This is a genomic window from Streptomyces sp. SID9727 (genome assembly GCF_010550605.1).
Taxonomy (GTDB): Bacteria; Actinomycetota; Actinomycetes; order Streptomycetales; family Streptomycetaceae; genus Streptomyces.
Genome location: NZ_JAAGNI010000073.1, coordinates 17,199 through 40,829, shown reverse-complemented (window position 1 = coordinate 40,829; position 23,631 = coordinate 17,199). Strand labels below are relative to the sequence as shown.

General features: G+C 73.6%; 28 protein-coding genes. 17 read left to right on the top strand and 11 right to left on the bottom strand.

Going from position 1 to position 23,631, the window contains the following annotated elements:
* Nucleotides 1-1,179 (bottom strand): ABC transporter permease (locus tag G3I41_RS04830; RefSeq protein WP_164399063.1); only part of this gene is annotated, 1,179 nt, incomplete at its 3' end.
* A complete protein-coding gene (locus G3I41_RS04825; RefSeq protein ID WP_164399062.1) occupies nt 1,176-1,970 on the bottom strand; it encodes an ABC transporter ATP-binding protein in 795 nt (264 codons plus the stop codon). The genes G3I41_RS04825 and G3I41_RS04830, both read right to left, overlap by 4 nt.
* A 172-nt stretch (nt 1,971-2,142) precedes the next feature.
* Here G3I41_RS04825 and G3I41_RS04820 point away from each other — a divergent pair, with 172 nt between their 5' ends.
* Nucleotides 2,143-3,303 carry a sensor histidine kinase gene (locus G3I41_RS04820; protein WP_164399061.1) on the top strand — a complete coding sequence of 387 codons (1,161 nt, stop codon included), beginning with the start codon at nt 2,143-2,145 and terminating at the stop codon, nt 3,301-3,303.
* Nucleotides 3,291-3,962: a response regulator transcription factor gene (locus G3I41_RS04815; RefSeq protein WP_164399060.1), complete on the top strand. Its 672-nt coding sequence runs from the start codon at nt 3,291-3,293 to the stop codon at nt 3,960-3,962. Before G3I41_RS04820 ends, G3I41_RS04815 begins: the two co-directional genes overlap by 13 nt.
* Nucleotides 3,963-3,986: 24 nt before the next feature.
* Here the strand turns inward: G3I41_RS04815 and G3I41_RS04810 are convergent, their stop codons facing one another.
* From G3I41_RS04810 to G3I41_RS04795, 4 genes are all read right to left on the bottom strand, one after another.
* Nucleotides 3,987-4,331, bottom strand: coding sequence for a hypothetical protein (locus G3I41_RS04810; RefSeq protein WP_343242060.1), 345 nt, complete (start codon nt 4,329-4,331; stop codon nt 3,987-3,989).
* A 110-nt stretch (nt 4,332-4,441) separates the two neighbouring features.
* Nucleotides 4,442-4,666, bottom strand: coding sequence for a hypothetical protein (locus G3I41_RS04805; RefSeq protein ID WP_164399058.1), 225 nt, complete (start codon nt 4,664-4,666; stop codon nt 4,442-4,444).
* A gap of 210 nt (nt 4,667-4,876) precedes the next feature.
* The gene (locus tag G3I41_RS04800; protein WP_164399057.1) at nt 4,877-5,533 is read right to left on the bottom strand and encodes a maleylpyruvate isomerase N-terminal domain-containing protein; all 657 of its coding nucleotides are present in this window, start codon (nt 5,531-5,533) and stop codon (nt 4,877-4,879) included.
* 141 nt (nt 5,534-5,674) lie between these two features.
* Complete coding sequence (locus G3I41_RS04795; RefSeq protein ID WP_164399056.1) at nt 5,675-6,505, bottom strand: AraC family transcriptional regulator; 831 nt, start codon at nt 6,503-6,505, stop codon at nt 5,675-5,677.
* A 74-nt stretch (nt 6,506-6,579) separates the two neighbouring features.
* Between G3I41_RS04795 and G3I41_RS04790 the strand changes: the two genes are divergently transcribed.
* Nucleotides 6,580-7,422, top strand: coding sequence for an alpha/beta hydrolase (locus G3I41_RS04790; protein WP_164399055.1), 843 nt, complete (start codon nt 6,580-6,582; stop codon nt 7,420-7,422).
* 42 nt (nt 7,423-7,464) lie between these two features.
* On the opposite strand, the gene G3I41_RS04785 is transcribed toward G3I41_RS04790, so the two are convergent.
* Both G3I41_RS04785 and G3I41_RS04780 read right to left on the bottom strand, forming a co-directional pair.
* Complete coding sequence (locus G3I41_RS04785; protein WP_164399054.1) at nt 7,465-7,860, bottom strand: SRPBCC domain-containing protein; 396 nt, start codon at nt 7,858-7,860, stop codon at nt 7,465-7,467.
* Between the two features lie 3 nt (nt 7,861-7,863).
* Nucleotides 7,864-8,463 (bottom strand): CGNR zinc finger domain-containing protein, encoded by a 600-nt coding sequence (locus G3I41_RS04780; protein WP_164399053.1) that lies wholly within the window; start codon nt 8,461-8,463, stop codon nt 7,864-7,866.
* A gap of 112 nt (nt 8,464-8,575) precedes the next feature.
* On the opposite strand from G3I41_RS04780, the gene G3I41_RS04775 reads away from it, so the two are divergent.
* From G3I41_RS04775 to G3I41_RS04765, 3 genes are all read left to right on the top strand, one after another.
* Nucleotides 8,576-9,814, top strand: coding sequence for an FAD-dependent oxidoreductase (locus G3I41_RS04775; RefSeq protein WP_164399052.1), 1,239 nt, complete (start codon nt 8,576-8,578; stop codon nt 9,812-9,814).
* Nucleotides 9,811-10,779: an RNA polymerase sigma-70 factor gene (locus tag G3I41_RS04770; protein ID WP_164399051.1), complete on the top strand. Its 969-nt coding sequence runs from the start codon at nt 9,811-9,813 to the stop codon at nt 10,777-10,779. The genes G3I41_RS04775 and G3I41_RS04770 overlap by 4 nt, the downstream gene beginning before the upstream one ends.
* A 179-nt stretch (nt 10,780-10,958) precedes the next feature.
* On the top strand, nt 10,959-11,312 hold the full coding sequence (locus G3I41_RS04765; protein ID WP_164399050.1) for a beta/gamma crystallin domain-containing protein: 354 nt from the start codon (nt 10,959-10,961) through the stop codon (nt 11,310-11,312).
* A 51-nt stretch (nt 11,313-11,363) separates the two neighbouring features.
* Here G3I41_RS04765 and G3I41_RS04760 read toward each other — a convergent pair whose 3' ends face one another.
* Nucleotides 11,364-11,849 (bottom strand): VOC family protein, encoded by a 486-nt coding sequence (locus G3I41_RS04760; protein WP_164399049.1) that lies wholly within the window; start codon nt 11,847-11,849, stop codon nt 11,364-11,366.
* Nucleotides 11,850-11,930: 81 nt separating this feature from the next.
* Between G3I41_RS04760 and G3I41_RS04755 the strand changes: the two genes are divergently transcribed.
* From G3I41_RS04755 to G3I41_RS04730, 6 genes are all read left to right on the top strand, one after another.
* Nucleotides 11,931-12,407, top strand: a complete 477-nt coding sequence (locus G3I41_RS04755; RefSeq protein WP_164399048.1) for a nuclear transport factor 2 family protein — start codon at nt 11,931-11,933, stop codon at nt 12,405-12,407.
* 95 nt (nt 12,408-12,502) lie between these two features.
* Entirely contained in the window at nt 12,503-13,135 is a 633-nt protein-coding gene (locus G3I41_RS04750; RefSeq protein WP_164399047.1) for an RNA polymerase sigma factor, read from the top strand.
* Nucleotides 13,132-14,196 carry a CU044_5270 family protein gene (locus tag G3I41_RS04745; protein WP_164399046.1) on the top strand — a complete coding sequence of 355 codons (1,065 nt, stop codon included), beginning with the start codon at nt 13,132-13,134 and terminating at the stop codon, nt 14,194-14,196. The genes G3I41_RS04750 and G3I41_RS04745 overlap by 4 nt, the downstream gene beginning before the upstream one ends.
* A 28-nt stretch (nt 14,197-14,224) precedes the next feature.
* Complete coding sequence (locus G3I41_RS04740) at nt 14,225-15,001, top strand: histidine phosphatase family protein (protein ID WP_164399045.1); 777 nt, start codon at nt 14,225-14,227, stop codon at nt 14,999-15,001.
* On the top strand, nt 14,998-15,489 hold the full coding sequence (locus G3I41_RS04735; protein WP_164399044.1) for an amino acid transporter: 492 nt from the start codon (nt 14,998-15,000) through the stop codon (nt 15,487-15,489). Before G3I41_RS04740 ends, G3I41_RS04735 begins: the two co-directional genes overlap by 4 nt.
* Nucleotides 15,490-15,672: 183 nt before the next feature.
* Complete coding sequence (locus tag G3I41_RS04730; protein WP_164399043.1) at nt 15,673-16,140, top strand: DUF2871 domain-containing protein; 468 nt, start codon at nt 15,673-15,675, stop codon at nt 16,138-16,140.
* Nucleotides 16,141-16,208: 68 nt separating this feature from the next.
* Here the strand turns inward: G3I41_RS04730 and G3I41_RS04725 are convergent, their stop codons facing one another.
* A complete protein-coding gene (locus tag G3I41_RS04725) occupies nt 16,209-17,402 on the bottom strand; it encodes an alpha/beta hydrolase (RefSeq protein WP_164399042.1) in 1,194 nt (397 codons plus the stop codon).
* Nucleotides 17,403-17,575: 173 nt separating this feature from the next.
* On the opposite strand from G3I41_RS04725, the gene G3I41_RS04720 reads away from it, so the two are divergent.
* A complete protein-coding gene (locus G3I41_RS04720) occupies nt 17,576-18,238 on the top strand; it encodes a winged helix-turn-helix domain-containing protein (RefSeq protein ID WP_164399041.1) in 663 nt (220 codons plus the stop codon).
* Nucleotides 18,235-19,554 carry an MFS transporter gene (locus G3I41_RS04715; RefSeq protein ID WP_343242059.1) on the top strand — a complete coding sequence of 440 codons (1,320 nt, stop codon included), beginning with the start codon at nt 18,235-18,237 and terminating at the stop codon, nt 19,552-19,554. The genes G3I41_RS04720 and G3I41_RS04715 overlap by 4 nt, the downstream gene beginning before the upstream one ends.
* Here the strand turns inward: G3I41_RS04715 and G3I41_RS04710 are convergent.
* Nucleotides 19,518-20,411: an FAD-dependent oxidoreductase gene (locus G3I41_RS04710; RefSeq protein WP_164399040.1), complete on the bottom strand. Its 894-nt coding sequence runs from the start codon at nt 20,409-20,411 to the stop codon at nt 19,518-19,520. The two genes, G3I41_RS04715 and G3I41_RS04710, sit on opposite strands and share 37 nt — an antisense overlap.
* A gap of 95 nt (nt 20,412-20,506) precedes the next feature.
* Here G3I41_RS04710 and G3I41_RS04705 point away from each other — a divergent pair, with 95 nt between their 5' ends.
* From G3I41_RS04705 to G3I41_RS04695, 3 genes are read left to right on the top strand one after another with little or no spacing between them, the layout of a single operon-like run.
* Nucleotides 20,507-21,049: a PadR family transcriptional regulator gene (locus G3I41_RS04705; RefSeq protein WP_164399039.1), complete on the top strand. Its 543-nt coding sequence runs from the start codon at nt 20,507-20,509 to the stop codon at nt 21,047-21,049.
* Nucleotides 21,046-21,816: an ABC transporter ATP-binding protein gene (locus tag G3I41_RS04700; RefSeq protein WP_164399038.1), complete on the top strand. Its 771-nt coding sequence runs from the start codon at nt 21,046-21,048 to the stop codon at nt 21,814-21,816. The genes G3I41_RS04705 and G3I41_RS04700 overlap by 4 nt, the downstream gene beginning before the upstream one ends.
* A 2-nt stretch (nt 21,817-21,818) precedes the next feature.
* Complete coding sequence (locus G3I41_RS04695) at nt 21,819-23,594, top strand: FtsX-like permease family protein (protein ID WP_164399037.1); 1,776 nt, start codon at nt 21,819-21,821, stop codon at nt 23,592-23,594.
* The last annotated feature ends 37 nt before the right edge of the window (nt 23,595-23,631 follow it).

The window sequence follows — 23,631 nt, the reverse complement described above, 5'->3', positions numbered from 1 at the left end:
CACGGCCGCCGCGGTGGCGATGCCGGTCACCTCGCGGCCGACCGTCGCCCGCAGCTGCCCGGGGGTCGCGCCGACCGCGCGCAGCAGCGCGAGTTCGCGGGCCCGCTGGTGGACCGCCTGGGTGACCGTGCCGGCCACCACGAGCACGGCGATCATGAGGACGGTCGCGCACAGCATGGCCAGCAGGCTGAGCAGGCCGGCCCGGCTCGGCGCCGCGTCCAGGAACTCCGCCTGGCCGCGTCCGTCGCCGGTCAGGACCCGCAGCAGGGAGCTGTCCTGCGGGTCCCGGCTGCCCTCGGCGGCGTCATGGGCGGGATGGGCGCCGTCCAGGGCCTTGCGCAGGGCGGGGTAGAGCTCGTGCACGCTCACGCCGTCGTCGGCGACCACGCCGATGGCGTCGACGGTGCCGGGGTGGCCGGACAGCCGGGCGGCCTCGCCCTCGGTGAAGAAGACGGCGCCCTGGTGGGCGAGTCCGGTGTCGTCGGCCTCGCCCTGCGGGGCGACGATGCCGGAGACAACGTAGTCGGCGGGTGCGTCGAGCATCTGGAGCCGGAGCCGGTCGCCGGGGTGTACGCCCGCGCGTGCGGCGAGGTCGCCGTCGACCGCCACTTGGCGGGCCTTCGCGGGGGCTTTGCCGGTGCGCAGGGTGAACGGGGCGAGTGCCGCCGTCGGCCAGCCGTGGCCGTACACGGGCGCGGTGCCGGAGTCGCTGTCCGGTCCGGGCACGCCCCGGCCGTCGGGGGCGGCGAGGGCGACCGGGAAGCTGCTGTCGGGGACGGCGGCGCGTACGCCGGGCACCTCGGCGAGCCGGTCCACGACGCCGGCGGGGACGCGGACGCGTTCGGTGAGCGACTGGGTGACCGTGGTCATCGGGTCGCCCCAGGGCTTGGCCCGGTAGCGGGTGGTCTGGTCGGCGGCGACGACAGCGGTGGTCGCCGCGTACCGCTCGACGTGGGCGTGGCCCACGAACGCCGACAGGGTGGCCAGGGCGAAGCTGCCGAGGAGGAGCGCGGTGAGCACGAGGGCGGCGAAGACGGCGGCCCATGCCTTGCGGTGCAGCCGCATGGAGCGGCGGGCGAGGAAGCGGGCGGTGTGCAGGCCGCGTCCGACCGGCTCGCCGTGCCGCTTCCGGGGCCCGGTGCGGCCGGCGGGCGGCCGGGTGCCGACGGCCACGGTCATCGCTCCCCGAGCCCGGCGAGCCGCCGGGCCACGGTCTCCGGCGCGGGGCGGTCCTCGCGGGCGACGACGCGTCCGGCCTCGATGAAGACCGCCTCGTCGGTCCAGGCGGCGGCCTGGGGGTCGTGGGTCACCATCACCACGGTGTGGCCGGACGTGTCCACGGCCTCGCGCAGCAGCCGCAGCACCTCGCGGGCGGTGACGGGGTCGAGCGCCCCGGTCGGTTCGTCGGCGAAGACCACGGCGGGGTCGGTGACCAGGGCCCGGGCGATGGCGACGCGCTGCTGCTGGCCGCCCGAAAGACGGAGCGGGGAGTCGTCCGCGCGGTCGCCGAGACCGACGGACGCCAGCATCGTGAGGGCGCGCTCGCGCACGGCGGGGTCCTGGGGGTCCATGCCGCGCAGGAGCAGCGGCAGGGCGGTGTTCTCGCCGACGGTGAGCGACGGTACGAGGTTGAGGGACTGGAAGACGAAGCCGATCCGGTCCCTGCGCAGCCGGGTGAGCGCCGCCTCGGACAGCCCCGACAGGTCGGTGCCCCCGACCCGTACCGTGCCGGAGGTGGGCTGGTCGAGCCCGGCGGCGCACTGCAGGAAGGTGGTCTTGCCGGAGCCGGAGCGGCCCATGACGGCCAGGAAACGGCCCGGCGGCACTTCCATGCTCACGTGGTCCAGTGCGTGGAAGTCCCTCCCGCCGCGCCGGTAGCGGCGGGTGACGGATTCGAGGGTGAGCGCGCAGGCGCCCGCCGCCTCCGTTTGCGCGGGCCCGTGGGTCCGTTTCCTCATGCGCAGTGCCATTGGTTCGCCTTCCGGGTCGTGCTCCTGCCCCGCCTCTGTGGCGACGGTAGGGCCGCGACCAGGGTCGGCACGATGGAGCGCTCACCCGTGTACGGGTTCAGCCGGCACCACCCGGCTTCCGGGGGGTTGAGTCCACTGACCGGGGGCCCTGCCCGCCAACTACGGTGCCTTCATGGCGCACTTCTCCTCCCAGCTCCAGCGGTCCTGGCAGGCGTCCTGCCATCTGTTCTTCGGGCTGCCGGTGGCCATGGCCGCGTTCCTGGGCTGCTTCGCGGTCCCGGCCGGGGTGTTCTTCACGCTGGTGCTGGTCGGCGCTCCGGCCTGGCCGGAGATCGTGCGTGTGCTGCGCCGGTTCGCCGGTTACGAACGGGTGCGGGCCGGCGGGTGGCTGGGGAAGCCGGTTCCGGAGCTGTATCTGCCGCTGGACGGCTCGCCGAGCGACCGGGTGCGCCTGGCGCTCACCGATCCCGGCACGTGGCGGGACGCGCTCTGGCTGCCGTACGCGACCCTCAGCATCCTCGGCTTCAGCGCGGGCGTGCTGGTGCTGTGGCCGGTGGCGCTGCTCGTCGACGGTACGGCGGCCGTGTTCGGCCGCCGCCCCCGTGCGCTGCCGGTGTTGGAGGACCTGGCGGACGCACAGGCCCGGTGGACCGCCGCGCTGCTGAAGCCGTCGCCATCGGCGAGACTCGGCCAACGTGTCGCTGAGCTCTCCGAGTCCCGGGCCGGGGCCATGGAGTCGCACAGCGCCGAGCTGCGCCGTATCGAACGTGACCTGCACGACGGGGTGCAGGCCCAGCTCGTGGCGCTGTCCATGAGGGTCGGGCTGGCGCGCCAGCAGGTGAGGAGCGATCCGGACGCGGCGACGCGGTGGCTGGCCGAGGCCCAGGAGGAGATCGACGCCACGCTCGCTGCGTTGCGGGGCATCGTGCGTACGGTGCATCCCCCGGTTCTCACGGACCGCGGACTGGCCGGGGCGGTGCGCGCGCTCGCGGTCTCGGCGGACATTCCGGTGGAGATGAATCTGGCGGTTGTGGAGAACGGTCACCGGCTGCCGGCGGCCGTGGAGGCCGCGGTCTATTTCGTGATCGCGGAGTGTCTGACGAACATCCGGAAGCACAGTGGGGCGACCCATGCCTCAGTACGCTTCACCAGGGCCGACGGGTCCCTTCAGGTCGTCGTCACCGACAACGGGCGCGGCGGGGCCGAGGAGCGCGGCGGGAGTGGGCTGCTCGGCGTCCGCCGCCGGGTCGCGGCGCTCGACGGCACGACCGAGATCACCAGCCCTCCCGGAGGGCCGACGAGGACGAAGGTGGAGCTGCCATGCGGATCCTGATCGCGGAGGACAACGCGTTGCTCCGGGAGGGGATGACGTTGCTGTTGACGCACAACGGCCACGAGGTGGTGGGGACGTGTGTGTCGGGGCCGGAGATCATGCCGGTGCTGCGCCGCACCCGGCCGGACGCGGCGGTCCTGGACGTGCGGTTGCCGCCGAGTTTCCGGGACGAGGGTCTGCGCGCGGCGGTCGCGGCCCGGCAGGAGTTCCCGGGCCTGCCCGTTCTCGTACTGTCGCAGTACGTCGAACAGGCTTACGCGGCAGAGCTGCTGGCCCTCGGTGCGGGTGGGATCGGCTATCTGCTCAAGGACCGGGTGGGCCGGGTCGAGCAGTTCCTGGAGGCGTTGGAGCGCATCGCCGAGGGGGGCACGGCGCTGGACCCGGAGGTGGTCAACGAGATCCTCCAGCAGCGGGCGTCGGCGCGGTCGCTGGACGGGCTGACGGCGCGCGAGCACGAGGTGCTGGAGCTGATGGCCCAGGGGCTGGCGAACGCGGCCATCGCGGAGCGGCTGTTCGTCACGGAGCGGGCGGTCAGCAAACACATCCGGGGGATCTTCGACAAGCTGAACCTGCCCGCGGAGGGCACCAGTGTCCACCGCCGCGTGCTGGCGGTCCTCGCGTACCTGGGCACCGACGTCACGGGCGAGGCGTCGCGGTAGACCGCAGCCGTCTCTGTGACGGTGTCAGCCGAAGTCACCGAGGTCGGTGCATGTCTTGCGCAGCGCCTTCAGCCGGCCGTTCTGCTCCGACACGTATTCCGGGACCGATCCGGCTTCCAGGTTCTCGCCGGCGGCGGACCGCAGTTCCTTCGCGGTCTTCTCGGCGGCGTCGCGCAGTTCGTCGTCGGATGCCCGGCCGGCGATCCTGTCGATCCTGTCGGCCCGGTCCCGTACGTCCTCGCGGGCCTCGTCCGCGTTCGACGGGTTCGGGTCGAAGAGCGCGATGTCGAGGATGTCGAGGCACAGGTCGCCCCGGTCCAGCGCGTCCTGCGCAAAATCGCAGGCGGTCAGTCCGAGTGCGGCCGGCACGGCGATGATTCCGCCGGCCAGGAGTGCGGTCCACCTCCGGTGCGGTCGCGATAAGCGGGTCCGCGTGCCCGGTGACGAGTTCATGGAGCTTTCTCTCCCTGCGTACGTGGTCAGCCCGCGGACCGGCGCCAGCGGACGACCGCCCAGATCACCGCGATCGTGTCGAGGGCGAAGCCGGCGCTCATCACGGCGGTGTGGGTCCCGTCGTCCACGGCGTGCGAGACCACGGAGGTGAGCATGGCGCCCGCGAGGAAGACCAGCAGTGGTGGCACGTACCACGCTCCCCTGGCCTTGCGGGAGGCGCGGTCCTCGTCGTAGTCGGTCGAACGTGCCATGAGAACTCCTGTTTCGCTCCGTGCGCGTCGCGCGGTCCCCCGCGCCGTCGCCTCCATGCTGCCCGGCCGGGGGGTGCGGGTCAGTACACCGCGCACCCGAACCGGGGTGAAGCCTGCACCACCATCCGGGCTTCCGGGGCTCTCGTACCGCCGTTTTCGCCGGCCGGGCCGCCGCGGAGCAGCCGCGCGGCGCCGGCGGCGGCTGAGGGGTCAGGCGAGAACGAGCGGCAGTCGCGCCGCCAGGCCACCCAGTTCCGCCGTCTGCGCGGGGGTCGGTGCGCGGCGCCCCGTGCCGATCAGCAGCGCGTCGGCGTCCGCCAGCGACGCGGGGAACGTGGCACCCGCGACGGACTCCAGGGCGGTGCGGGACACGGCCAGGGTCTCGGCGGGCGGCCCCGGGGCGGCGGGCAGGTGGGCCACCAGGTCGAGGTGGTGCAGGGTGCCTTCGAGGACGTACGCCGAGAGGTAGTCGGCGACCGTGAGGACCATGTCTTGCGTACGGACCCGGGCGGCCGGGTCCGCGAGACCGGCGGCGCGGACGGCCGCTGTGCCGATGTCGTCGATGTGGTGTTTGAGCAGGCGCGGTTCGCCGTACGCCGCCGCCAGCCGGGGGATGAGCGCGTCGAGCGGGTCGTCGCCCGTCGGGGGCTGGGGCAGGAGGTCCCAGTAGCCGGGCGCGTCGGTCGTTGCGGGTCCGTCGGCGGGGGTGACAAGGGTGATCAGGACGTCCTGCGCGTCGATGACCAGGTGGCACACCAGGTCCCGGACGAGCCATCCCGTGCAGCCGGAGGGTTTCCCGAATTCCTCGTCGGGAAGACCGGCCACGGCGTCGAGCAGCGCATTCCAGGAGCGCGAAAAGGGGTGCATGGGCCCACGCTAGGGCGTGTCCGCCCCCTTCCGCAGGGGTGCGGCCGCGGCCACGTCTCGGTCCAGGGCGGTTTCCAGCATCCCGAACGCGTAGGAGGCGTGAAGGGGCAACTCCCGCAAGGCCGTGCCCCCGACGCCCCGTCAGCGCCCCGGCCAGGCGATGTCGTCCACGGCGAGGAAGGGTTCGCCGGCCAGTGCCGCCGGTGTGGCCCCGGTGAACGCCATGACGTCGCGGTGCAGGTGGGACTGGTCGGCGTAACCGGTGTCGGCGGCCACCCGGGCCGGCCCCTCTCCCGCGACCAGGCGGTGGGCGGCGTGGTCGAAGCGGAGGAGGGTCGCCGCGCGCTTGGGCGGCAGCCCGAGCTGGGAGCGGAAGCGGGACCACAGCCGCTTGCGGCTCCAGCCGACTTCGGCGGCGAGCTCCTCGATCCGGGGCAGGCCGTGCCCGTCGGTGAGCCGCCGCCAGGCCCGCGCCACCTCCGGGTCCACCGGGGAGCCGGCCGCGTACCGGCGCGTGATGAGGGCCTCCGCGAGCGCGAAGCGGGCCTGCCAGGACGGGGCTTCGCCGAGCTGTTCGCGGATCCGGGAGGCATCGCGGCCCCACAGGGCGTCCAGCGGAACGACGGCACCGTCGAGCTCGGAGGGCGGGACACCGAGGACCGCGCGGGCGATGACCGGGGACAGCCGCACCTGCACGCACTCCACGTCCCGCCCGCGCACCCGTACCGCTCCCCCGGAACCGAGCCCGGGACCGGCGACGAGGCATCCGCGCTGCTGCTCACCGGTGGCGCGGTCGAGGACGGGTGTGCCGGCGCCGAATTCGAGGAGCAGCGTGACCGCCGGGTGCGGGACCATGCGCAAGGCGTCCAGGTCGTGCACGCCGAACCCGGCCATGGTGACTCCGGCCACTCGGCTGGGCCGCTGCGGACGGGCGACGTCCCACGCAGTCGTGCCGTGCATGAACGTGTGCACCCCTCCATGCTACGAGGGGCCGGCCGGAACATTCGTTCAATACGCGGGCGGGGGCCGGTCGCGACAGTGGAGTCATGACTGCTTCGAGGACCACCGAGTCGTCGCTCCTCACCCTGGACGACGGCGACACCATCCATGTGTGCCAGGACGGGCCGCGCGAGGCCCCCGTACTTCTGCTGATCCACGGTTCGGCGTCCTCGGCGCGCTCGTGGGACGCGCTCGTACCGCTGCTGACGGGAGCCGGGAGCGGGGCCGGGGCCGGGGCGCACCGCGTCGTGCGCGTCGATCTGCTCGGGCACGGCGGCTCGGACAAGCCGGGCGAAGGCCGTTACGCCGTGCCCGACCAGGCCCGGCGGGTCGGCGAGGTGCTGGACCGGCTCGGTGCGGGGCGGGCCGTGGTGGTGGGGCATTCCAGCGGCGGGGTGACCGCGACGGCCCTCGCCGAGGAGCGTCCCGGGCTGGTGTCGGCGCTGGTGCTCGTCAACACCGGCCCGAACCTGGGCGCGTTCATCGCCACCGGCTCCGGCGCGGCCGGTCCCGCCCAGTGGCCGCCGAGCGACGAGCAGATCCGGCAGCTCGCGAGCACGGGCTTCAGCCGCCCCGGCTACCGGGTGCCGGACGCGCTGCTGGACGAGGTCCGCGCCATGACACCGCACTCCTTCGCGGCCACCATGCAGGCCACCCGCGCGTACATGGAGGAGCGGGCGCTGCCGGAGCGGCTGGCGGTGCTCGGCAAGCCGCTGCTGGTGCTCTTCGGCGAGGACGACCGGCGCTGGCGCTCCTCGTCCGCCGCCGACTACCGCGCCGTGCCGGGCGCCCGGGTGGAGTTGCTGCCGGGGCTGGGCCACTCGCCGATCCTGGAGGACCCGCCCCGGGTCGCCGGGCCCCTGCTGGACTTCGCGGCCCCGCTTCGCTGACGGGAGGACGTCGTGCGGATGCTCCTCGGGGGCCGGGACCTCCTACGGCCGGTCCAAGGCGGCTTCCACCTCGTCCATCACGTGCTGCCAGTGGGTCCGCCCGCGCTCGCGGTCCTCCGCGCTCGCCAGGTGCTCCTGGTGGAAGCGGAGCGTCGTGCGGGCGCCGTCGGCGGCCGGGGCCATGGCCACCTGGAGGGTGGTGGTGCCGCGGGTGACGCGGATGCGGTCCGCCGGGCGGTAGCCGCGTACTTCGCCGGTCACTCCCGCCGCGGTCCGGTACGGCGCGCCGCGCTCCGGGGTCAGCGCCGCGTCCGGGCCGAGCCAGAGGGCGAGTCCTTCGGGGCCGCTGATGAAGTCCCAGACGACGGACGGGGGGTGGGGCAGGGTGCGGGACACGCCGATCTGCCAGCCCGCGTCCCTGGTGAGTCCGGTGGGCATCGGTCATCCTTCCTCGGAGTGGCGGGCGCGCAGCGCCCTGACCTTGTGACGGTTGCCGCAGTGCTCCATCGAGCACCAGCGGCGGCGGCCGGGACGCGAGGTGTCCACGTAGACGAGATGGCAGTCCTCGGCGGCGCAGGTGCGGACGCGGTGCGCGTGGGCGCCCGTCAGGAGCTCGACGGCGTCGCGCGCGACGGTGGCGGCCAGTGCCGTCCCGCTGGGGGTGCCGGCCCAGCGGCGGCCGCCGTCCGGGGCGATGGCGGGCGCCAGGGCGGGGCGTGCGGCGGCCTCGTTGATGACCGCCAGGTCGCCGGGCGGGTGCGGTTCGCCGCGCGTGTGGGCGATGACCACCCGGAACAGGGCGTCGCGCAGCATCCGTAGCGCCGCGACCTCCACCGCGGAGACGGCGAGCTCGGGGGTCGGGGTCAGCCGGGAGCGTTCCGCCCAGGCGGTCACGTCGGCGGGCCCGTGCAGGACCTCGTACCGCTGGTAGGGCCCGGGGCCGCCGGTCGTCAGCAGCTCCAGGCACAGGGTGCCCGGGTCGAACCGGTAGGTGACACCGGTGGTGGACCGCAGGGTCAGTCCCGGGGGCGCAGCGTCCATGTAACCACTATAAGTGGTTACTAGTGACGCGCGCCACAGTCCCGCCATGTCACATCCGAGGGCCCCGCCCCCATCCCCTGGTCGTCAGCAGCCGATGGAGAAGGGACCGATCATGAATACGCAGCAGGAAACTCGTACGGGCGGCAAGCACCACGTGGTGGTTCTGGGGGCCGGGTACGCGGGCATGGCCGCCGCCGTGCAGCTGGCGGCCCGGACCGGGAAGCGCCGGGACACCGTGCGGGTGACCGTGGTGAACGCGGGGGAACGGTTCACCGAGCGGATGCGGCTGCACATGACCGCCGCCGACCGTCCCCTCGACACGATGAGCGTCCCGGAGATGCTGGAGGGCACGGGCGCGCGGTTCACGCAGGGCTGGGTGACGGCGGTGGACGCCGGGGCCAGGACCGTACGGATCGACGACGAGCGCGTCCTGTCCTACGACACGCTGGTGTACGCGCTGGGCGGGGTCGCCGACACCTCGCCGGTGCCCGGCGCCGACGACTACGCGTACACGCTGAGCAGCGCCCAGGACGCGCAGCTGCTCGCCGACCGGCTGAAGGCCCTCGGTGGCGAAGCTCCCGAGGGCGGCGAACGCGGCAACGGCACCGTGGTCGTCGTCGGCACCGGCCTCACCGGCGTCGAGTCGGCGGCGGAGATCGCCGAGCGGTACCCCCGCCTCGACGTGGTGCTGCTGGGCGGCGAGGAGCCCGGCGCGGCCATGAACGACAAGGCCCGGGCGCATGTACGGGCCGCCCTCGGCCGCCTCGGCGTGCGGGTCCGCAGCGGCGTCCGCGTGGCGAAGGTGCTTGCCGGTTCGGTGGAGTTGGAGGGCGGCGAGAGCATCGCGGCCGACGCGGTCCTCTGGACGGGCGGCACCCGGGTGGCACCGCTCGCGGCCGCCGCCGGCCTGGAGGTGGACGAGCGCGGACGGGTCGTCACCGACCGGGCGCTGCGCTCGGTTTCGCACCCCGACGTGTACGCGGTCGGCGACGCGGCCGCGATCAGCCAGGGCTACGGGGTCATGCACGGGACCTGTCAGGGCGGCATGCCGACCGGGGTGCACGCGGCGCTGTCGATCGACCGGGTCCTCAGGGGCAAGGAGCCGAAGCCCTTCCGGTTCGGCTACTACCACACGCCGGTGAGCCTGGGACGGGGCGACGCGGTGGTGCAGTTCACCCGGCCCGACGACAGCCCGCGCCGAATCTGCCTGGTGGGCGCGATGGCCGTCCGGTACAAGGAGACCGTGACAGCCTCACCCTGGCCGACGTACGGCCGTATGAAGAAGATCCCCGCGTCGGGCGCGTTCTGGCCTCGCGGAGGCCGCTTCACCCGCATCCGAGGGGAAAAATGACCAGCGCAGCCGACCGTTTCGCCCATCCCGACCGTCTCGCCCATCCCGGTCAGCAGGTCTTCCTGGAGTACCGGCGCCTGCTGTTCTCCGTGGCGTACCGCGTCCTCGGCACCGCCGCCGATGCCGAGGACTGCGTCCAGGACGCCTGGCTCAAGTGGTCCGCCGCGGACCGTTCGCAGGTGGCCGACCCCAAGGCGTACCTGACCCGCATCGTGACCAACCTGGCGCTGGAGCGGCTGCGGTCCGCCCGGTACAAGCGGGAGACGTACGTCGGGCCGTGGCTGCCCGAGCCCATCCTGACCGGCGGGGGCGCTCCCGAGACCGTCCCGGACGCCGAATCGGCCGCGCTGGGCGCCGAGTCGGTGTCGATGGCCATGCTGGTGGTGCTCGAAACGCTCAGCCCGCTGGAGCGCGCGGTGTTCGTGCTGAAGGAGGTGTTCGCCTTCAGCCACGCCGAGATCGCCGAGGCGGTGGAGCGCTCCGAGGCGGCGGTACGGCAGGCCGCGCACCGCGCCCGTGAGCACGTGCGGGCCCGGCGCCCGCGCTTCGAGGCGGACCGGGCGAGGCAGCGCGAGGCGGCGGAACGTTTCCACGCCGCCGCGACGGGCGGTGACGTCAACGCGCTCCTCGAACTCCTCTCCCCCGACGTCACCCTGTGGACCGACGGCGGCGGCAAGGTCCGCCAGGCCCTGCGCCCGGTGACCGGCGCGGCCACGGTGGCCGGCTGGTTCTCGGCGATCGGCACGGTCGCCTACCAGGGCGTCGAGCCCGCCGACATGAAGGCCGGACTCGCGGAGATCAACGGCGGCCCGGGGCTGGTGTTCAGCGGCCCGGACCGCGTCATCGCCACTATGACCTTCGACTTCGACGCGCAGGGGCGCATCACCGCGATCCACAACGTGGCCAACCCGGACAAGCTGCGGGCGGTCTCCGAGGGTGTCGCGTACGACATCGGGGCACGGTAGCCCTCGCCCGATCGGGTCGAAAAGCGGCGGCGCCGCTCCGCCTTCCACGCCTGCCGGTGGAGCGGCTACAAGATCGTCTACGAGTCGCCACCGGCTCGGCGGAGCGCGCCCGGCACGTCGCGGCGCCACGCCACCGTCAAGCCCGGGCCCCGCGCCCGGGCTCGCACGAAGGAGATCCCGTGATCGCACAGGGCAAGCGGATCCTCGGCTCCCTGGCCATGGCATTCGCCGCCGCGGCCTCGCTGACCGTCGCCGTACCCGCAGGGTCCGCCTACGCCATCGACCACGTGGAGTGCGTCGGCGGCGCGGACTTCCTGAAGATCTACTCCCACCTCGACGGCCGTCAGAGCGTCGACTGCTACGCCAACGCGGGCCGGACCGATTTCGGCGGCTGGTGGGCCGACCGGATCGTCACCGGCAACAACGACCTCATCTACTACGACGTCAACGGGGACTCGGTCCGGATCAACCGCTGGACGGACATCACGTTCCCGAACAACCCGCCCCGGATCAGGAGCATCCAGATCCTGTGAGCGCGCGGAAGTGAACCACCGGCCACCGTCGTGCGCGAACGGCGGTGGCCGTCAGACCACGTCGAACTCGTTGCCCTCCGGGTCCAGCAGGGCGGTGGCGTAGAAGTCCATGTCCGGCATCTCCCTGACCTGCGCGACCGTGGCACCGGCCTCGACCAGTCGCGCCACCGTGGCGTCGACCCGCTGCTTGCGGACTTCGAGCGGGACGCCGCGCCCCCCGCCGACCTTGAGGTCGAAGTGCCACCGGTTCTTGACCGCCTTCACCTCCGGGACCCGCTGGAACCACACCCGCGGCCCGTGCCCGGCGGGATCGACGATCGACTCCGGCAGGTCCCCGGAGCCAGGAGGCAGTTCCTCCGCCGGCACCCCCATGTCCTCCCAGTAGGCGCGCCAGGTGGCATGCCCCTCCGGCGGCGGCTCGGGGACGTAACCCAGGGCCCCGGCCCAGAAGGCCACCATCCGCTGCGGGTCGGCGCAGTCGATCACCAGCTGCATCGTCATCTCGGCCGTCATCCCGAACTCCCTCTCACTCTCCATCGCCGGAGCATCCCAGACGGGTCTGACAACGCAGCGGGAGCGCCTTGACCTCAAGTCCGCTTGAGGGATGAGTCTTGCACCATGACTACCGAAGAGGTGCAGCGGCAGCTGCGGTACCTGACCGACCGTGCCGAGATCACCGACCTCCTGGACCGCTTTCTCCGTTCCCTGGACCACGGAGTCCTCGACGACGAGTGGGCCCGCGCGTTCCACACCGAGGACGTCACCGCCGAGATGCCCATCGGCACCGTCCACGGCCGCGACGCCGTGCTGGACCGCGTGCGGCAGGGCATGGCGCTGTTCGACCGGACCGTGCATTTCGGTACGAACAGTGTCATCGACATCGACGGCGACAGGGCCACGGCTCGTGGTGCCCAGCTGAGCACCCACGTCCTCGCGGACGGCTCGGAGGGCGTCTTCGTCTCCGCCGGGCACACCGACACCGAGCTGGTCAGGACGGCCGACGGCTGGCGGATCTGCGCCACCGCGCTGCGGATCGTGTGGACCCGCGGAAATCCGCCGCGCCCGCCCGCGGAGTTCGTACCGGCCGCCGTCTGACGCGCCCACCCGGTGTGGCGGGGGTCACGGGAACCCGCCGCGCCGGCCGGAGAGGTAGGGGTGTGAGATGTGATGATCAGGAAGACCGGGAGCGCATGCGCACACGCATCAGGGCGGGCGACCGCCAGGCGTTCGCCGCGCTCTACGAGGAGTTCGCGCGGCCGGTCTACAACCATGCCTACCGGCTGACGGGCGACTGGTCGACGGCCGAGGAGGTCATGTCCGAGACCTTCCTCGCCGCCTGGCGCACCCGGCACGCCGTCGAGCCGGAGGGCGAATCGCTGCTGCCGTGGCTGCTCGGCATCGCCACGAACAAGGCCCGCAACGCCAACCGGGGCACCGGCCGGCGCCTCGCCTTCCTGGCCCGCCGCCCCGCCCCCGAGCCCGTCGCGGACATCGCGGACGCCGCGGCCGGGCAGGTGGACGACGCCCGGCGGCTCGCCGCGGTCCGGCAGGCGCTGGACGGGCTGCGCCGCCAGGACCGCGAGGTGCTGGCCCTGTGCGTCTGGTCCGGCCTCGATTACGCGGAGGCCGCCGAGGCGCTCGGCGTCCCCGTGGGCACGGTGCGGTCGCGGCTGTCCCGCGCCCGCGAACGGCTGCGGCGGCTCACGGACGAGCGGCTGGCCCGGGAACGGAACGACCACGGCACGGAACCCCGCCCCCGTCGCGGAGAGGTACAGGGCAGGGCCGCGTTCGTGGCCCTGCCCCTCCAGGAGGAAGCCCGATGAACGACCGCACCTCCGGCCCCACCGGGGCCGAACGCGAGGAACTGGCCCGGCTGCTGCCGGCCCCGGCCGAACGGGACCTGCCCCCGGGGCGCCATCTCCACCACAAGGAAACCCTGATGCAGCTGATCGACCAGGACGGCGACCGCGTGACCGCAGGCCCCCGGCCCCGCCGCCTTCTGCGCCCCGCCGTCCTGCTGCCCGCCGCCGGGCTGGCCCTGGGCGGGATCCTGTTCACGGCCCTCGCCGTGACGGGCCGGGACGAGGCCCCCCGCACCGCCGCCACGGCCACGGCCCCGCGCGGCGCGACCGTGCTGCTGGACCGGATCGCCACGGTCGCCTCCAAGAGCGACGCGATCGGGGTCGCCGGTGACCAGTACGTGTACGTCAGGACGTTGCAGGCCGAGAACACGGGCGCGTTCGGCGGTCCGGTGAAGCTGGGCAGGCCCGGTGAGCGCGAGGTCTGGATGACGCAGAAGCCCGGACCGGTGATCGATGAGGGCCTGATCCACCAGGACGGCGCGTACTACCCGATCACGGTCGGCGTCCCGGACGGCGAGAAGCCCGTCGGCTACCCGGAGGGCCTCAACCGGCCGACGTACACCTGGCTCGCCTCCCTGCCCACCGACCCCGATGCCCTGCTCCGGCGGCTCGCCGCCGAGATCACCACGGACCAGGACGCGCGGAACACCCCGGCCGACGAGCGGGACCCGGACCAGGACGCCTTCGAGGCCATCGGCGAGCTGCTGCGGGAGACCCTGATGCCGCCGCGGACCGCGGCCGCCCTGTACAAGGCCGCGGCGAGAATTCCCGGTGTGAGCGTGGACACCGACGCGGTGGACGCGGCCGGCCGGCACGGCATCGGCGTGGCCCGTGACAACGAGCGCGCCGGCTGGCGCACCGCCTGGATCTTCGACGCCAAGACCCTGGCATACCTGGGTGAGCGGACCTACCTCATCCGGGACACCTCCATGGGCCGGAAGGGCACCGTCACGAACACCTCGGCGGTCCTGGAACGCGCGGTGGTCGACGCCCTCCGCGAGAAGCCGTCGACCAGGGCCTGATCCGGCCGGAGGGCCCTAACCTGACGGTATGACGGACGCGGTACGGGGAAGCGGTGAGGCGGCGCTCCGGCGTCCCGAAGGGGGACCGGGCGGGGCGCCCCTCGCCGTACCGAACGCGCTCGGCGCGCTGTGGGCGGTCCGGCACGGGCAGAGCACCGCCAATGTCGCCTTCGCCGAGGCCGAGCGCGCCGGGGCGGGTGCGGCGCCCCTGGAAGGCCGCGACCGCGACGTACCGCTGTCCGCCCTCGGCCGGGCACAGGCGCGGGCGCTCGGGCAGTGGCTGGTGGAGCGCGCCGGGGACCTGGACCTCGTCGTCTGCTCGCCTTACGTACGGGCCGGGCAGACCTGGCAGGTGATGGCCGGGTACGCGGCAGGTGAGGGCGCCGCTCCGCTTCCGCTTCTGGTGGACGAACGGTTGCGGGACCGGGAGATGGGCGTTTTCGAGCTGTACCCGCCGGCCGCGCTGCTGGCGCGGGCCCCGGAGGAGGCGGCGCGCCGGGACCGGCTGGGCGAGTGGTTCTATCGCCCGCCGGGCGGGGAATCCCTCGCCGATGTCGCCCTGCGGGTGCGCGGCTTCCTCGCCGATCTGGAACGGGCCGCGCGCGGACGGCGGGTGCTGCTCGTCGCCCATGACGCGGTGGTCGTCGCCGTCCGCTTCGCCCTGGCGGGTGTCGGAGCTGCCGCCCCCGAGGACGTGCCGCCGGTGCCCAACGCCTCGCTCTCCCACTGGCAGGGCGACGGCCGCTGCCTGAGCCTGCGGCTGTGGGGCGGGACGGCACACCTCGAAAGGGACGGGACCGCATGACGGGCGACGATGTGCTGGAGATCCTGGATCTGCTGCGAAAGGCAGGTGCGGAGGTCTGGGTCGGCGGGGGCTGGGGCATCGACGCGCTGGTGGGGCGGCAGACGCGGGAGCACCAGGATCTGGACCTGATGCACCGCCTGGAGCGGGAGCCGGCCGTCGTCGCCGCTCTTGCCGCCGCCGGGTTCGCCGAAACGCTCGACTGGCGGCCCGTTCGGTTCGTCGTGTCGGATGCGGCGGGGCGTCAGATCGACCTGCATCCGCTCGTGTTCGACGCTGACGGGGGCGCCCTCCAGGAGTCGTTGGAGCCGGGGAAGCCGTTCGTCTATCCGGCGGACTGCTTCGTCACGGGCAGCGTCGGGGGCCGCACCGTGCCCTGCCTGTCCGCCGCGCAGCAGGTCTTCTTCCACCAGGGTTACGAGCCCAGGGGCCGGGATCTCCACGACATGGCACAGATCCGCGAGGCGTTCCGGATCGGCACGCACTTCTGATCCCCTGATCCTGGAGTCAGGCGGGACCGGCAGCCCAAGCGCGCACGAGAAGCGCTCGAAGGCGGCTTGAGGCCCGCTCGCGAAGTCCCCCGGCGAGCTGCGGGGAAACGCCGTGCGCGCGGGACAGGGTGCTTGAATGGCCGCGATCAATACGGTATTCGACCCAGGGGGGCGAACTCCGCCATGCGGAAGTCGTATTACGCAGCACACGTCTACATGATCGTCGGAGTGATCTCGGGGCTCTTCTACCGGGAGTTCACGAAAATCAAGGACTTCCACGGCGATACGCAACTGGCGCTCATGCACACGCACCTGCTGGCGTTGGGCATGCTCGTCTTCCTGATCGTCCTCGCCCTGGACAAGGTCTTCGGGCTGTCCGGCTCGAAGCTGTTCACCGCGTTCTTCTGGTTCTACAACATCGGCATCGCCATCTCGACGGCGATGATGGGCGTCCACGGCATCCTGACCGTCCTCGGGCGCGACGAGGACCACATCGCGGAGGCCGTGCCGCTGACCGCCGGGCTCGGTCACATCCTGCTGACGGTGGGGCTGATCCTGCTCTTCATCCTGCTCGGCAAGCGCGTCAACGAGCACGTCAAGCCGGCTGCCACGCCGAACGAGCCGACCGCGGAGACGGCGGGCGCCGTCTGATCTTGCGACCTGGGGCCCTCGATTATTACGCCGTAATAATCGAGGGCCCCAGGTCGTGCAGCCGCGCGCTACCGCGCAGGCGGCTGGAACGTCACCTCGGGATTGCCCGGCGTCGGGCCGGCGAGCAGACGCTGCGGTACACCCTTGAGGTTGAGGTCGAAGAAAGCGGCGACGTAGTCACGGGTGATGTCGCCGGAGCGATCCGCGGGCAGTGGGGCCGAGGGGTCGTTGATGCCCAGCTCCGCCCCGAGCATCGGCAGATCGGTGAACGTGAAGTGGCCGGCTCCGGCCACGGTGAGCCACCTCTTCCAGCCGTCCAGGCGCGCCCAGTCGCGGTCCCACGTGGTGTCGAAGGTGCCGCCGGACGCGTGGTCGACGTCGGTGCCGAGCATCATGAACGGCCGGCCCCGCAGCCCTGCGGCGGGAACCGGGTCGTAGAACGTGCCGTCCATGTTCACGCCCGCGCGCACCCGCCGGTCGGCGGCCATGGTGGACGCCGCGGAGTCACCGCCGATGGAGTGCCCGGCCATGCCGACGCGCCGCCGGTCGATCATCGAGGCGTACCGCCAGGCGGGGTGACGGCCGGTCAGCCGGTCCAGCAGGAACGACACGTCCTTCGCCCGACCCTGTGCGACCTCCGCGAGCCCCGCGTCACCGACCCGCTCCACGTAGTCGCAGGCGGCGCACGGCAGGACGCGCCCGCCCGGGAAGACGGTGGCAACGGACTCGTGGGCGTGGTCCACGACGGCGACGACATACCCACGGGACGCCAGGTCCGTCGCGAGGTGCGTCAGCGTGAAACGGCTCTGCCCGAACCCGGGCGACAGCACGACGAGCGGGAACCGCCCGGGCGCGGGCGCGGCGCCGGTGCGCGCGTGCGTCTCGGTGGCCGCGACGACCTCGGGTGCGACGGCCCCGCCCAGCCCCCGCGAATCCAGAAGCATTTCCGCCTCCTTCGCGCTCATGTACGGCGCGCGCACCCCGGTCCCGGCCCGCGCCGGATAGAACACGGACACCAGCAGCTCGCGCGCGCCCGCCTCCGGCACGTACGGGTCGGCGCGCCCGGTGTCCCGCGGGTGCACGGTGTCCTCGCCGACGGCGTACGGCCCGGTCGGCGCGGGCAGCCGCAGTTGCCGGGCGGGTGCGGTGAGCGCGGGGCCGTTCCCGGCGGGCGACGGGGTGGCCGCGACGGCCGGAACGGCGGTGGCCCCCAGGGCGAGGACGAGGAGCGAGGCGGCCAGGGCGCGGTGACGAGTTCTCATGCCCCGAACGCTAGGCGGGGGCCCGATGCCCCAACGTCCGCCCACGGTCCGCGATTTGGTACGCCCACGGTCCCATGGGCGGGGCGCGTGTCGTACTACGGGCCGAGGCATCGCAAAGAGTCGTTCGCAAACATTCCTTCGCGAAGAACCCTTTGCGGTCTATCGTGTGCCGCATGGCTGATGTGGTGAGGGGGCCGGACGACCTGGCCGTCGACAAGGACTCCGTCGTTCTGGATGCCAAGGGACTACGCGCCCTGGCTCACCCGGTGCGCGTACAACTGATCGGACTGCTACGGAAGTACGGTCCTTCGACGGCGACCCGGCTCGCGGAGCGGCTGGGGGTGAACTCGGGAACGGCCAGCTACCACCTGCGGCAGCTGGGCGCGGCCGGCTTCGTGGAGGAGGACTCCAGCCTCGGCAACGCGCGAGAGCGCTGGTGGCGGTCGGTGCACCGCACGATCTGGTTCAACGACCCGGAGCTGGCCGAACGGGAGCCCGAGGCCGTCCTGGCCTATCTCCAGTCCGTCGCCGCCATCCACACCCTCCGCCTGCAGCAGACGCTGAACGAGCTCCTGACGATGCCCCCGGCGTGGCGGAACTCCTTCGACATGAGCGACTGGGCGCTGCGGCTCACGCCCGAGGAAGCCAGCTCCCTGGAGCGCGAGTTGAAGGAGGTCGCCTCGCGCTACCGGCGGGACGATCCGGGCTCCGCGGCAAGCGCCCCCGAAGGTACCGAGCGGGTCACCGTGATCACGTACGTCCTGCCCGAACTGGACGCGCCCGGCGCGTCGCCGTATCCCGTGCCCCCGGAAGCGGAGGACGGACCCGCGTCGTGACCGGGGGCTCACCGGAGAGCGGCGGCATATCGGCCACGAGGTCCTTACGGCCGCTCGCCGGGGTGCTGACGGCCATGGCGATGTCGCTGACCGGCACCCGGATCTCCGTCGTGGCGCTGCCCTGGTTCGTCCTCGTCACGACCGGCAGCGCCGGCCGCACCGGGCTCGTCGCCTTCTGCGAGATGGCCCCCTACGTGGTGGTCAAGGCGTTCACCGGACCGCTGGTGGACCGGACCGGGCCGCGGGCCGTTTCCTGGACCACCGACCTGGCCAGCGCGACCGCCGCCGCCGCGATTCCCGTCCTGCACGCCCTGGACGTGCTCTCCTTCCCGCTGCTACTGGGGCTGGTCGCGCTGATCGGGGCGGCCCGGGGCCCCGGTGACCTGGCCAAGGAAGTGATGGTCCCGGAAGCGGCCGAGCGCGGCCGGGTGCCGCTGGAGCGCGCCACGGGCCTGTCCGGTGTGATCGAGCGGCTCGCCTCCACGGTCGGCATGGCGCTCGGCGGCTCCCTGGTGGCGCTGCTCGGCCCGCTGACCGCGCTCGCCGTCAACGCGGGCTGCTTCGCCCTGGGATCGGTGGTCATCAGGATCGCGCTGCCCCGGGGCGCTGGGCGCACCGCCGACGATGCGCCCAGCGCTGGGAAGGAGCCTGAGCCGGGCTACTGGCGGCGCTTCGGTGAGGGCTTCACCTTCCTGCGCGGCGATCCGCTCCTGCTCACCGCCATCGTCATGATCGGCATCACCAACCTCCTGGACGCGGCGTTCACCTCGGTCCTCGCCCCGGTCTGGGCCAGGGAGTCCGGCGACGGGCCGGCCGCGATCGGCGTCATGGGCGGCGTGATGGGGGCCGGAGGGGTCGCCGGGAGCCTGATCGCCGCCGCCGTCGCGCACAGACTGTCGCGGCGCCTGGTGGTGCTCGCCGGGTTCCTGCTGGCCGGAGCGCCGAGGTTCCTGGTGCTCGCTTCCGGCGCCCCGCTGTGGGGCGTGCTCACCGTCTTCGCCGTCAGCGGGTTCGGGGCCGGCTTCGTCAACCCCGTGATGGGTGCCGTCCTCGTGGAGCGGGTGCCGCGCCGGATGCTGGGCCGGGTCAACGCGCTCGGTGACTCGCTGGCCTGGGCCGGCATCCCCCTCGGCGGGCTGCTGGTCGGGGCCGCGGTGACCGCTACCGGACTCGTGCCGATGCTGCTCACGTGCGGGGCCCTGTACTTCCTCACCACGAACCTGACCGGGCTCCGGCCCGAGTGGCGCGAGATGGACCGTGCGCGGGCGGCCCCCGACGGCTACCCGGCCGCGCCGAGCAGGTCCCGCCCCGCGTAGTACGCGTGCAGCGCGGCCTCGCTGCCGGAGCCGAACGCGGTCATGATGCGCTGGTAGCGCGCCGAGCGGAGGTCGCCGGCGACGAGGACGCGGGGGTGCTGGTCGGCGGGGGCGCAGTAGCCGTCCGCGCCCCGGACCAGGTCGCCCGGCGGGGCGGCGGGGGCACTGCCGAGGCTGAGGAAGACGGCGTCCGCGGCAAGGGTGCGGCGCAGGTCCTCCGGAGCGGTCACCTCCGCCGCCTCCGAGAGCGTCAGGTGGTCGACGGGGACGAGCGTGACCCGGGGGTCGTCGCGGATCTCGTCCGTCTTGTACGCGTCTGCCGCGGGGTACGCCACGAGCAGGCGGGCGTCCGTGTCCGGGTGGGCGCGCAGGAAGGTCCCGATCGGACGGTCACCGCCGAGCACGAGGAGGGTCCGGCCGTCCTCCGCTCCGGCCTGCCACAGCGGCGGGAGGGTGAGCCGGTCCGGTGCGGTGATCCAGGGGACGTCGCACGGCTGGAGCGGGCCGACGCCGGTGGCGACGACGGCGTACGGGGCGGTGAGGCGGGTCCCCGTGTCAAGCGTGACGGTCACTCGGTCGTCGGCGGCACGCAACTCGGCCACGCGACGACCGAGTTCAGCCCGGCACAGCTCCGTGCCCAGGACCTCCGCCGTGATGGCGTCGGCGAGCGCGGGGCCGCCGGTGTGGCCGCCGAGGACGTTGCCGAGGGCAGGGATGCGATAGAGGTTCCGGCACAGCCGGTCCGGCTCGACCAGCACCGTGCGCAGCCCCACCCCGGCGGCGGTCCGCACGGCGGCGCAGCCGGCGGGACCGCCGCCGATGACGAGCAGGTCGGTGTCGTGCAGCGTGTCGGCCATGGGGCCATTGCAGCACCCAGGGCCCGGAAGGCCGACCCCGGTTGACGAACCTTTGGCTAACCGCTATCCATTGGAGCCGTCGAGGAGGGGGACCCGTGCAGGACGTGGTGCTCGCGTTGCTGGTCAAGGAGCCGTCGCACGGGTACGACCTGCGCAGGCGGCTCGCGGTGGCGCTGGGCCCGCTCGGGGACGGGCTGAACGCGGGCCAGGTGTACGTGACGCTCACGCGGCTCGAGAAGGCAGGGCTCGTCGTCCAGGTCCGCGAGGAGGCGGCCGTGCGCGGGCCGAGGCGGAAGGTGTTCGCGCCCACCCCGGCCGGGCACGAGCGGGTGGCCGAGTGGATGGGCGAGAGCGCCGGGGCCCGGGGCGACGTGACGGAGTTCCATCTGAAGCTGGTGGCCGCCCGCGAATCGGGCGCTGCCGATCCGCTCGCCCTCGTACGCGCGCGGCGGCGGGAGCTGATGAGCGGTCTCGCCGAGGTGCAGCGCGCCGCCCTCGGGCATGCGGCGGGTTCCGAGGCAGGGCTGTTGCTGGAGGGGGTCATGCTCCGGTTGCAGGCTGATCTGCGCTGGTTGGAGGTGTGCGAGCGGGGCTGGTCCGGGCGCACGGCACAGGGTAAAGGCAGGGGAGAAGGATGACCGGACACGGTCGGCGTACGCACGAGGACGAGGCGGCCGGGCCGGTGCTGCGCGCGGTCGGTGTGACGCGGGTGTACGGCGAGGGCGAGAACGCGGTGTGGGCCGTCGACGGGGTCCACCTCGACGTCCCCGCCGGACAGACGCTCGCCGTGACCGGGCCCAGTGGCTGCGGCAAGTCCACGCTGCTCCAGCTCCTGGGCGGCCTCGACCGGCCCACCGAGGGCGAGGTGTGGCTCGGCGGAGAGCGCGTCGACGGCCTCAGCGAGCGGGCGCTCGCCCGGCTTCGGCGCCGCCGTCTGGGGTTCGTGTTCCAGGCGTATCACCTGGTGGACGAGCTGACCGCTGCGGAGAACGTCGAGCTGCCGGCGCTGCTGGCCGGGGCCTCGCCGCGGACCGCCCGCCGCCGCGCCGCCGCTCTCCTCGACCGAGTCGGGCTCGCCGGCCGGGCCCGCCATCTGCCCGCCCAGCTGTCCGGCGGGCAGCGGCAGCGGGTCGCCGTCGCCCGGGCCCTGGTCAACGAACCGATGGTCGTCCTCGCCGACGAACCCACCGGCAACCTGGACACCGCCGCCACGCAGGAAGTCCTGCGGCTCTTCGGCGAGTTGCGCGCGGCCGGCCAGACCCTGATCGTCGTCACCCACGACGAGCGCGTCGCCGCCACCGCCGACCGGGTGGTCTCGCTGAGCGACGGGAAGCTACGGGACGACACCCTCCTGGACGGCGCCCGGGCCCCAGGGCTCTCCGCCCTGCTGAACTGGGAGGGCTGACGGTGGGGCACCTCCTGCTGACCTGGCGGCTGGTGTGGCGCGACGTGCGCCGCCGCCCCGTCGAGGCCGTCGTCCTGCTGGTCACCGTCGCCCTCGCGAGTACGTGTCTGGTCCTCGGCCTCGCGACCGGCGGCGCTGTCGACCGCGGGTACGCGAAGACCCGCGCGGCGACCGCGGGACCCGACGTCATGGTCCTCACGGACTCCGACGACCCGCGACGCCTGGCCGCCCGCCTCGCGAAGACCCCCGGCACGGCCGCGGTGGCCGACCCCGTCTTCGCGTTCGACACGTACGTCGAGGCCCACGGCCAGAGCGCGCACTCCTCGGTCGAGGGACGCGTTCCGGGCCGGGGCCCCGTGGTCGACCGGCCGTTGGTGACCTCCGGCACCTGGGTACGGGCCGGCGGCGCGGTCCTGGAGCGCGGGTTCGCGCAGGCGCTCGGTGTGCGCGTTGGTGACCGCGTCACCGTCGGCGGTCGCGACTACCCGGTCGTCGGTACGGCGGTCAGCGCGGCCACCTCCGTGTACCCGTGGAGCGATGACGCACAGGGACCCGTCTCCGACTTCGGCGGGCGGATGTGGCTCACGACGGCGGACGCCGCCACGGCCGCCGGCAAGGACCCCGGCGTCCATCTGATCCACCTGAAACTGGACGACCCGGGCGCGGCGCGACACTGGCGGAAGACCGTGTTCACCGGCCGGCACCAGGCCGACGGCTGGGTAGGGGCCCACGACTGGCAGGACGTCCTGCTGACCGACCGGGCCATGATCAAGAACGTCCAGCCCGCCCTGGTCGTCGGCGGCTGGCTGCTCGCTGTCGCCTCGGTCGTCACCCTCGTCGCCCTCGCGACCGCCCGCTCCACACGGGACAGCCGACGGGCCACACTGCTCAAGGCCGTGGGCGCCGGGCCTGCCACCGTCACCGCCGTCCTGCTCGCGCAGTACCTGCTGCTGACCCTCCTGGCCACCGGGGCCGGCCTGGCCGCGGGGACCTTCGCCGCGCCCCGCCTGGTCAATCCGGGCGCCGGGCTGCTCAACGCGGCCGGTACCCCGGACTTCGCCACCGTCCTCGCCTCGGCCCTGTTCGCCGTCGTCGTCGCGGTGACGGGCGCGCTCCGCCCCGCCCTGGGCGCGGCCCGCTCCAGTACCGCCGACGCGCTGGCCGACTCCGCACGGCCGCCCGTGCGGCGCCCGCGCCTGCACGCCCTGACGGCGTACCTGCCCACCTCGCTGCTGCTCGGCGTCCGGCTGCTCTCGCGCCGGCCGGGCCGCGCGGTGCTGGGTGCCGCGGGCGTGGCCGCCACCACGCTCATGGTCACGGCCCTGCTGGCCTGGCACACCGAACTGGGTGCACGCCCCGACTCCGCCCGGTTCGGGCCCATCGAGGTCCGGGCGGACCTGACCGGCCGGGTGCTGCTAGGCGTGACGGTCGCGCTGGTGGCGATGGCGGTCCTCAACACCGTGCTCCTCGGCCTGGGCGCCGCCGTGCAGGCCCGCCACACCCTCGCCGTCGCCCGCACGCTGGGCGCCACGCCCGGCCAGGCCGTCGGCGCGCTCTGCGTCGCACAGCTCCTGCCGGCCGTGCCCGGAGCGGCGGTGGGCCTGCCGGCCGGGCTCGGCCTGTACTGGCTCTTCGGCACGCCGGTCACACCCCCCGGCTCCTGGCTCCTCGCCACCGCTCTCGCCATCCTGCTGACGGTCGGCGCGCTGACGGCCCTCCCCGCGTGGGCCCACACCCGCGGCTCAGTCGGCCGGTCCCTGGATGCGGAGAGCGCCTGACGGGCGCTCAAAGGGGTTTCCCCCAGCCGTTATACGG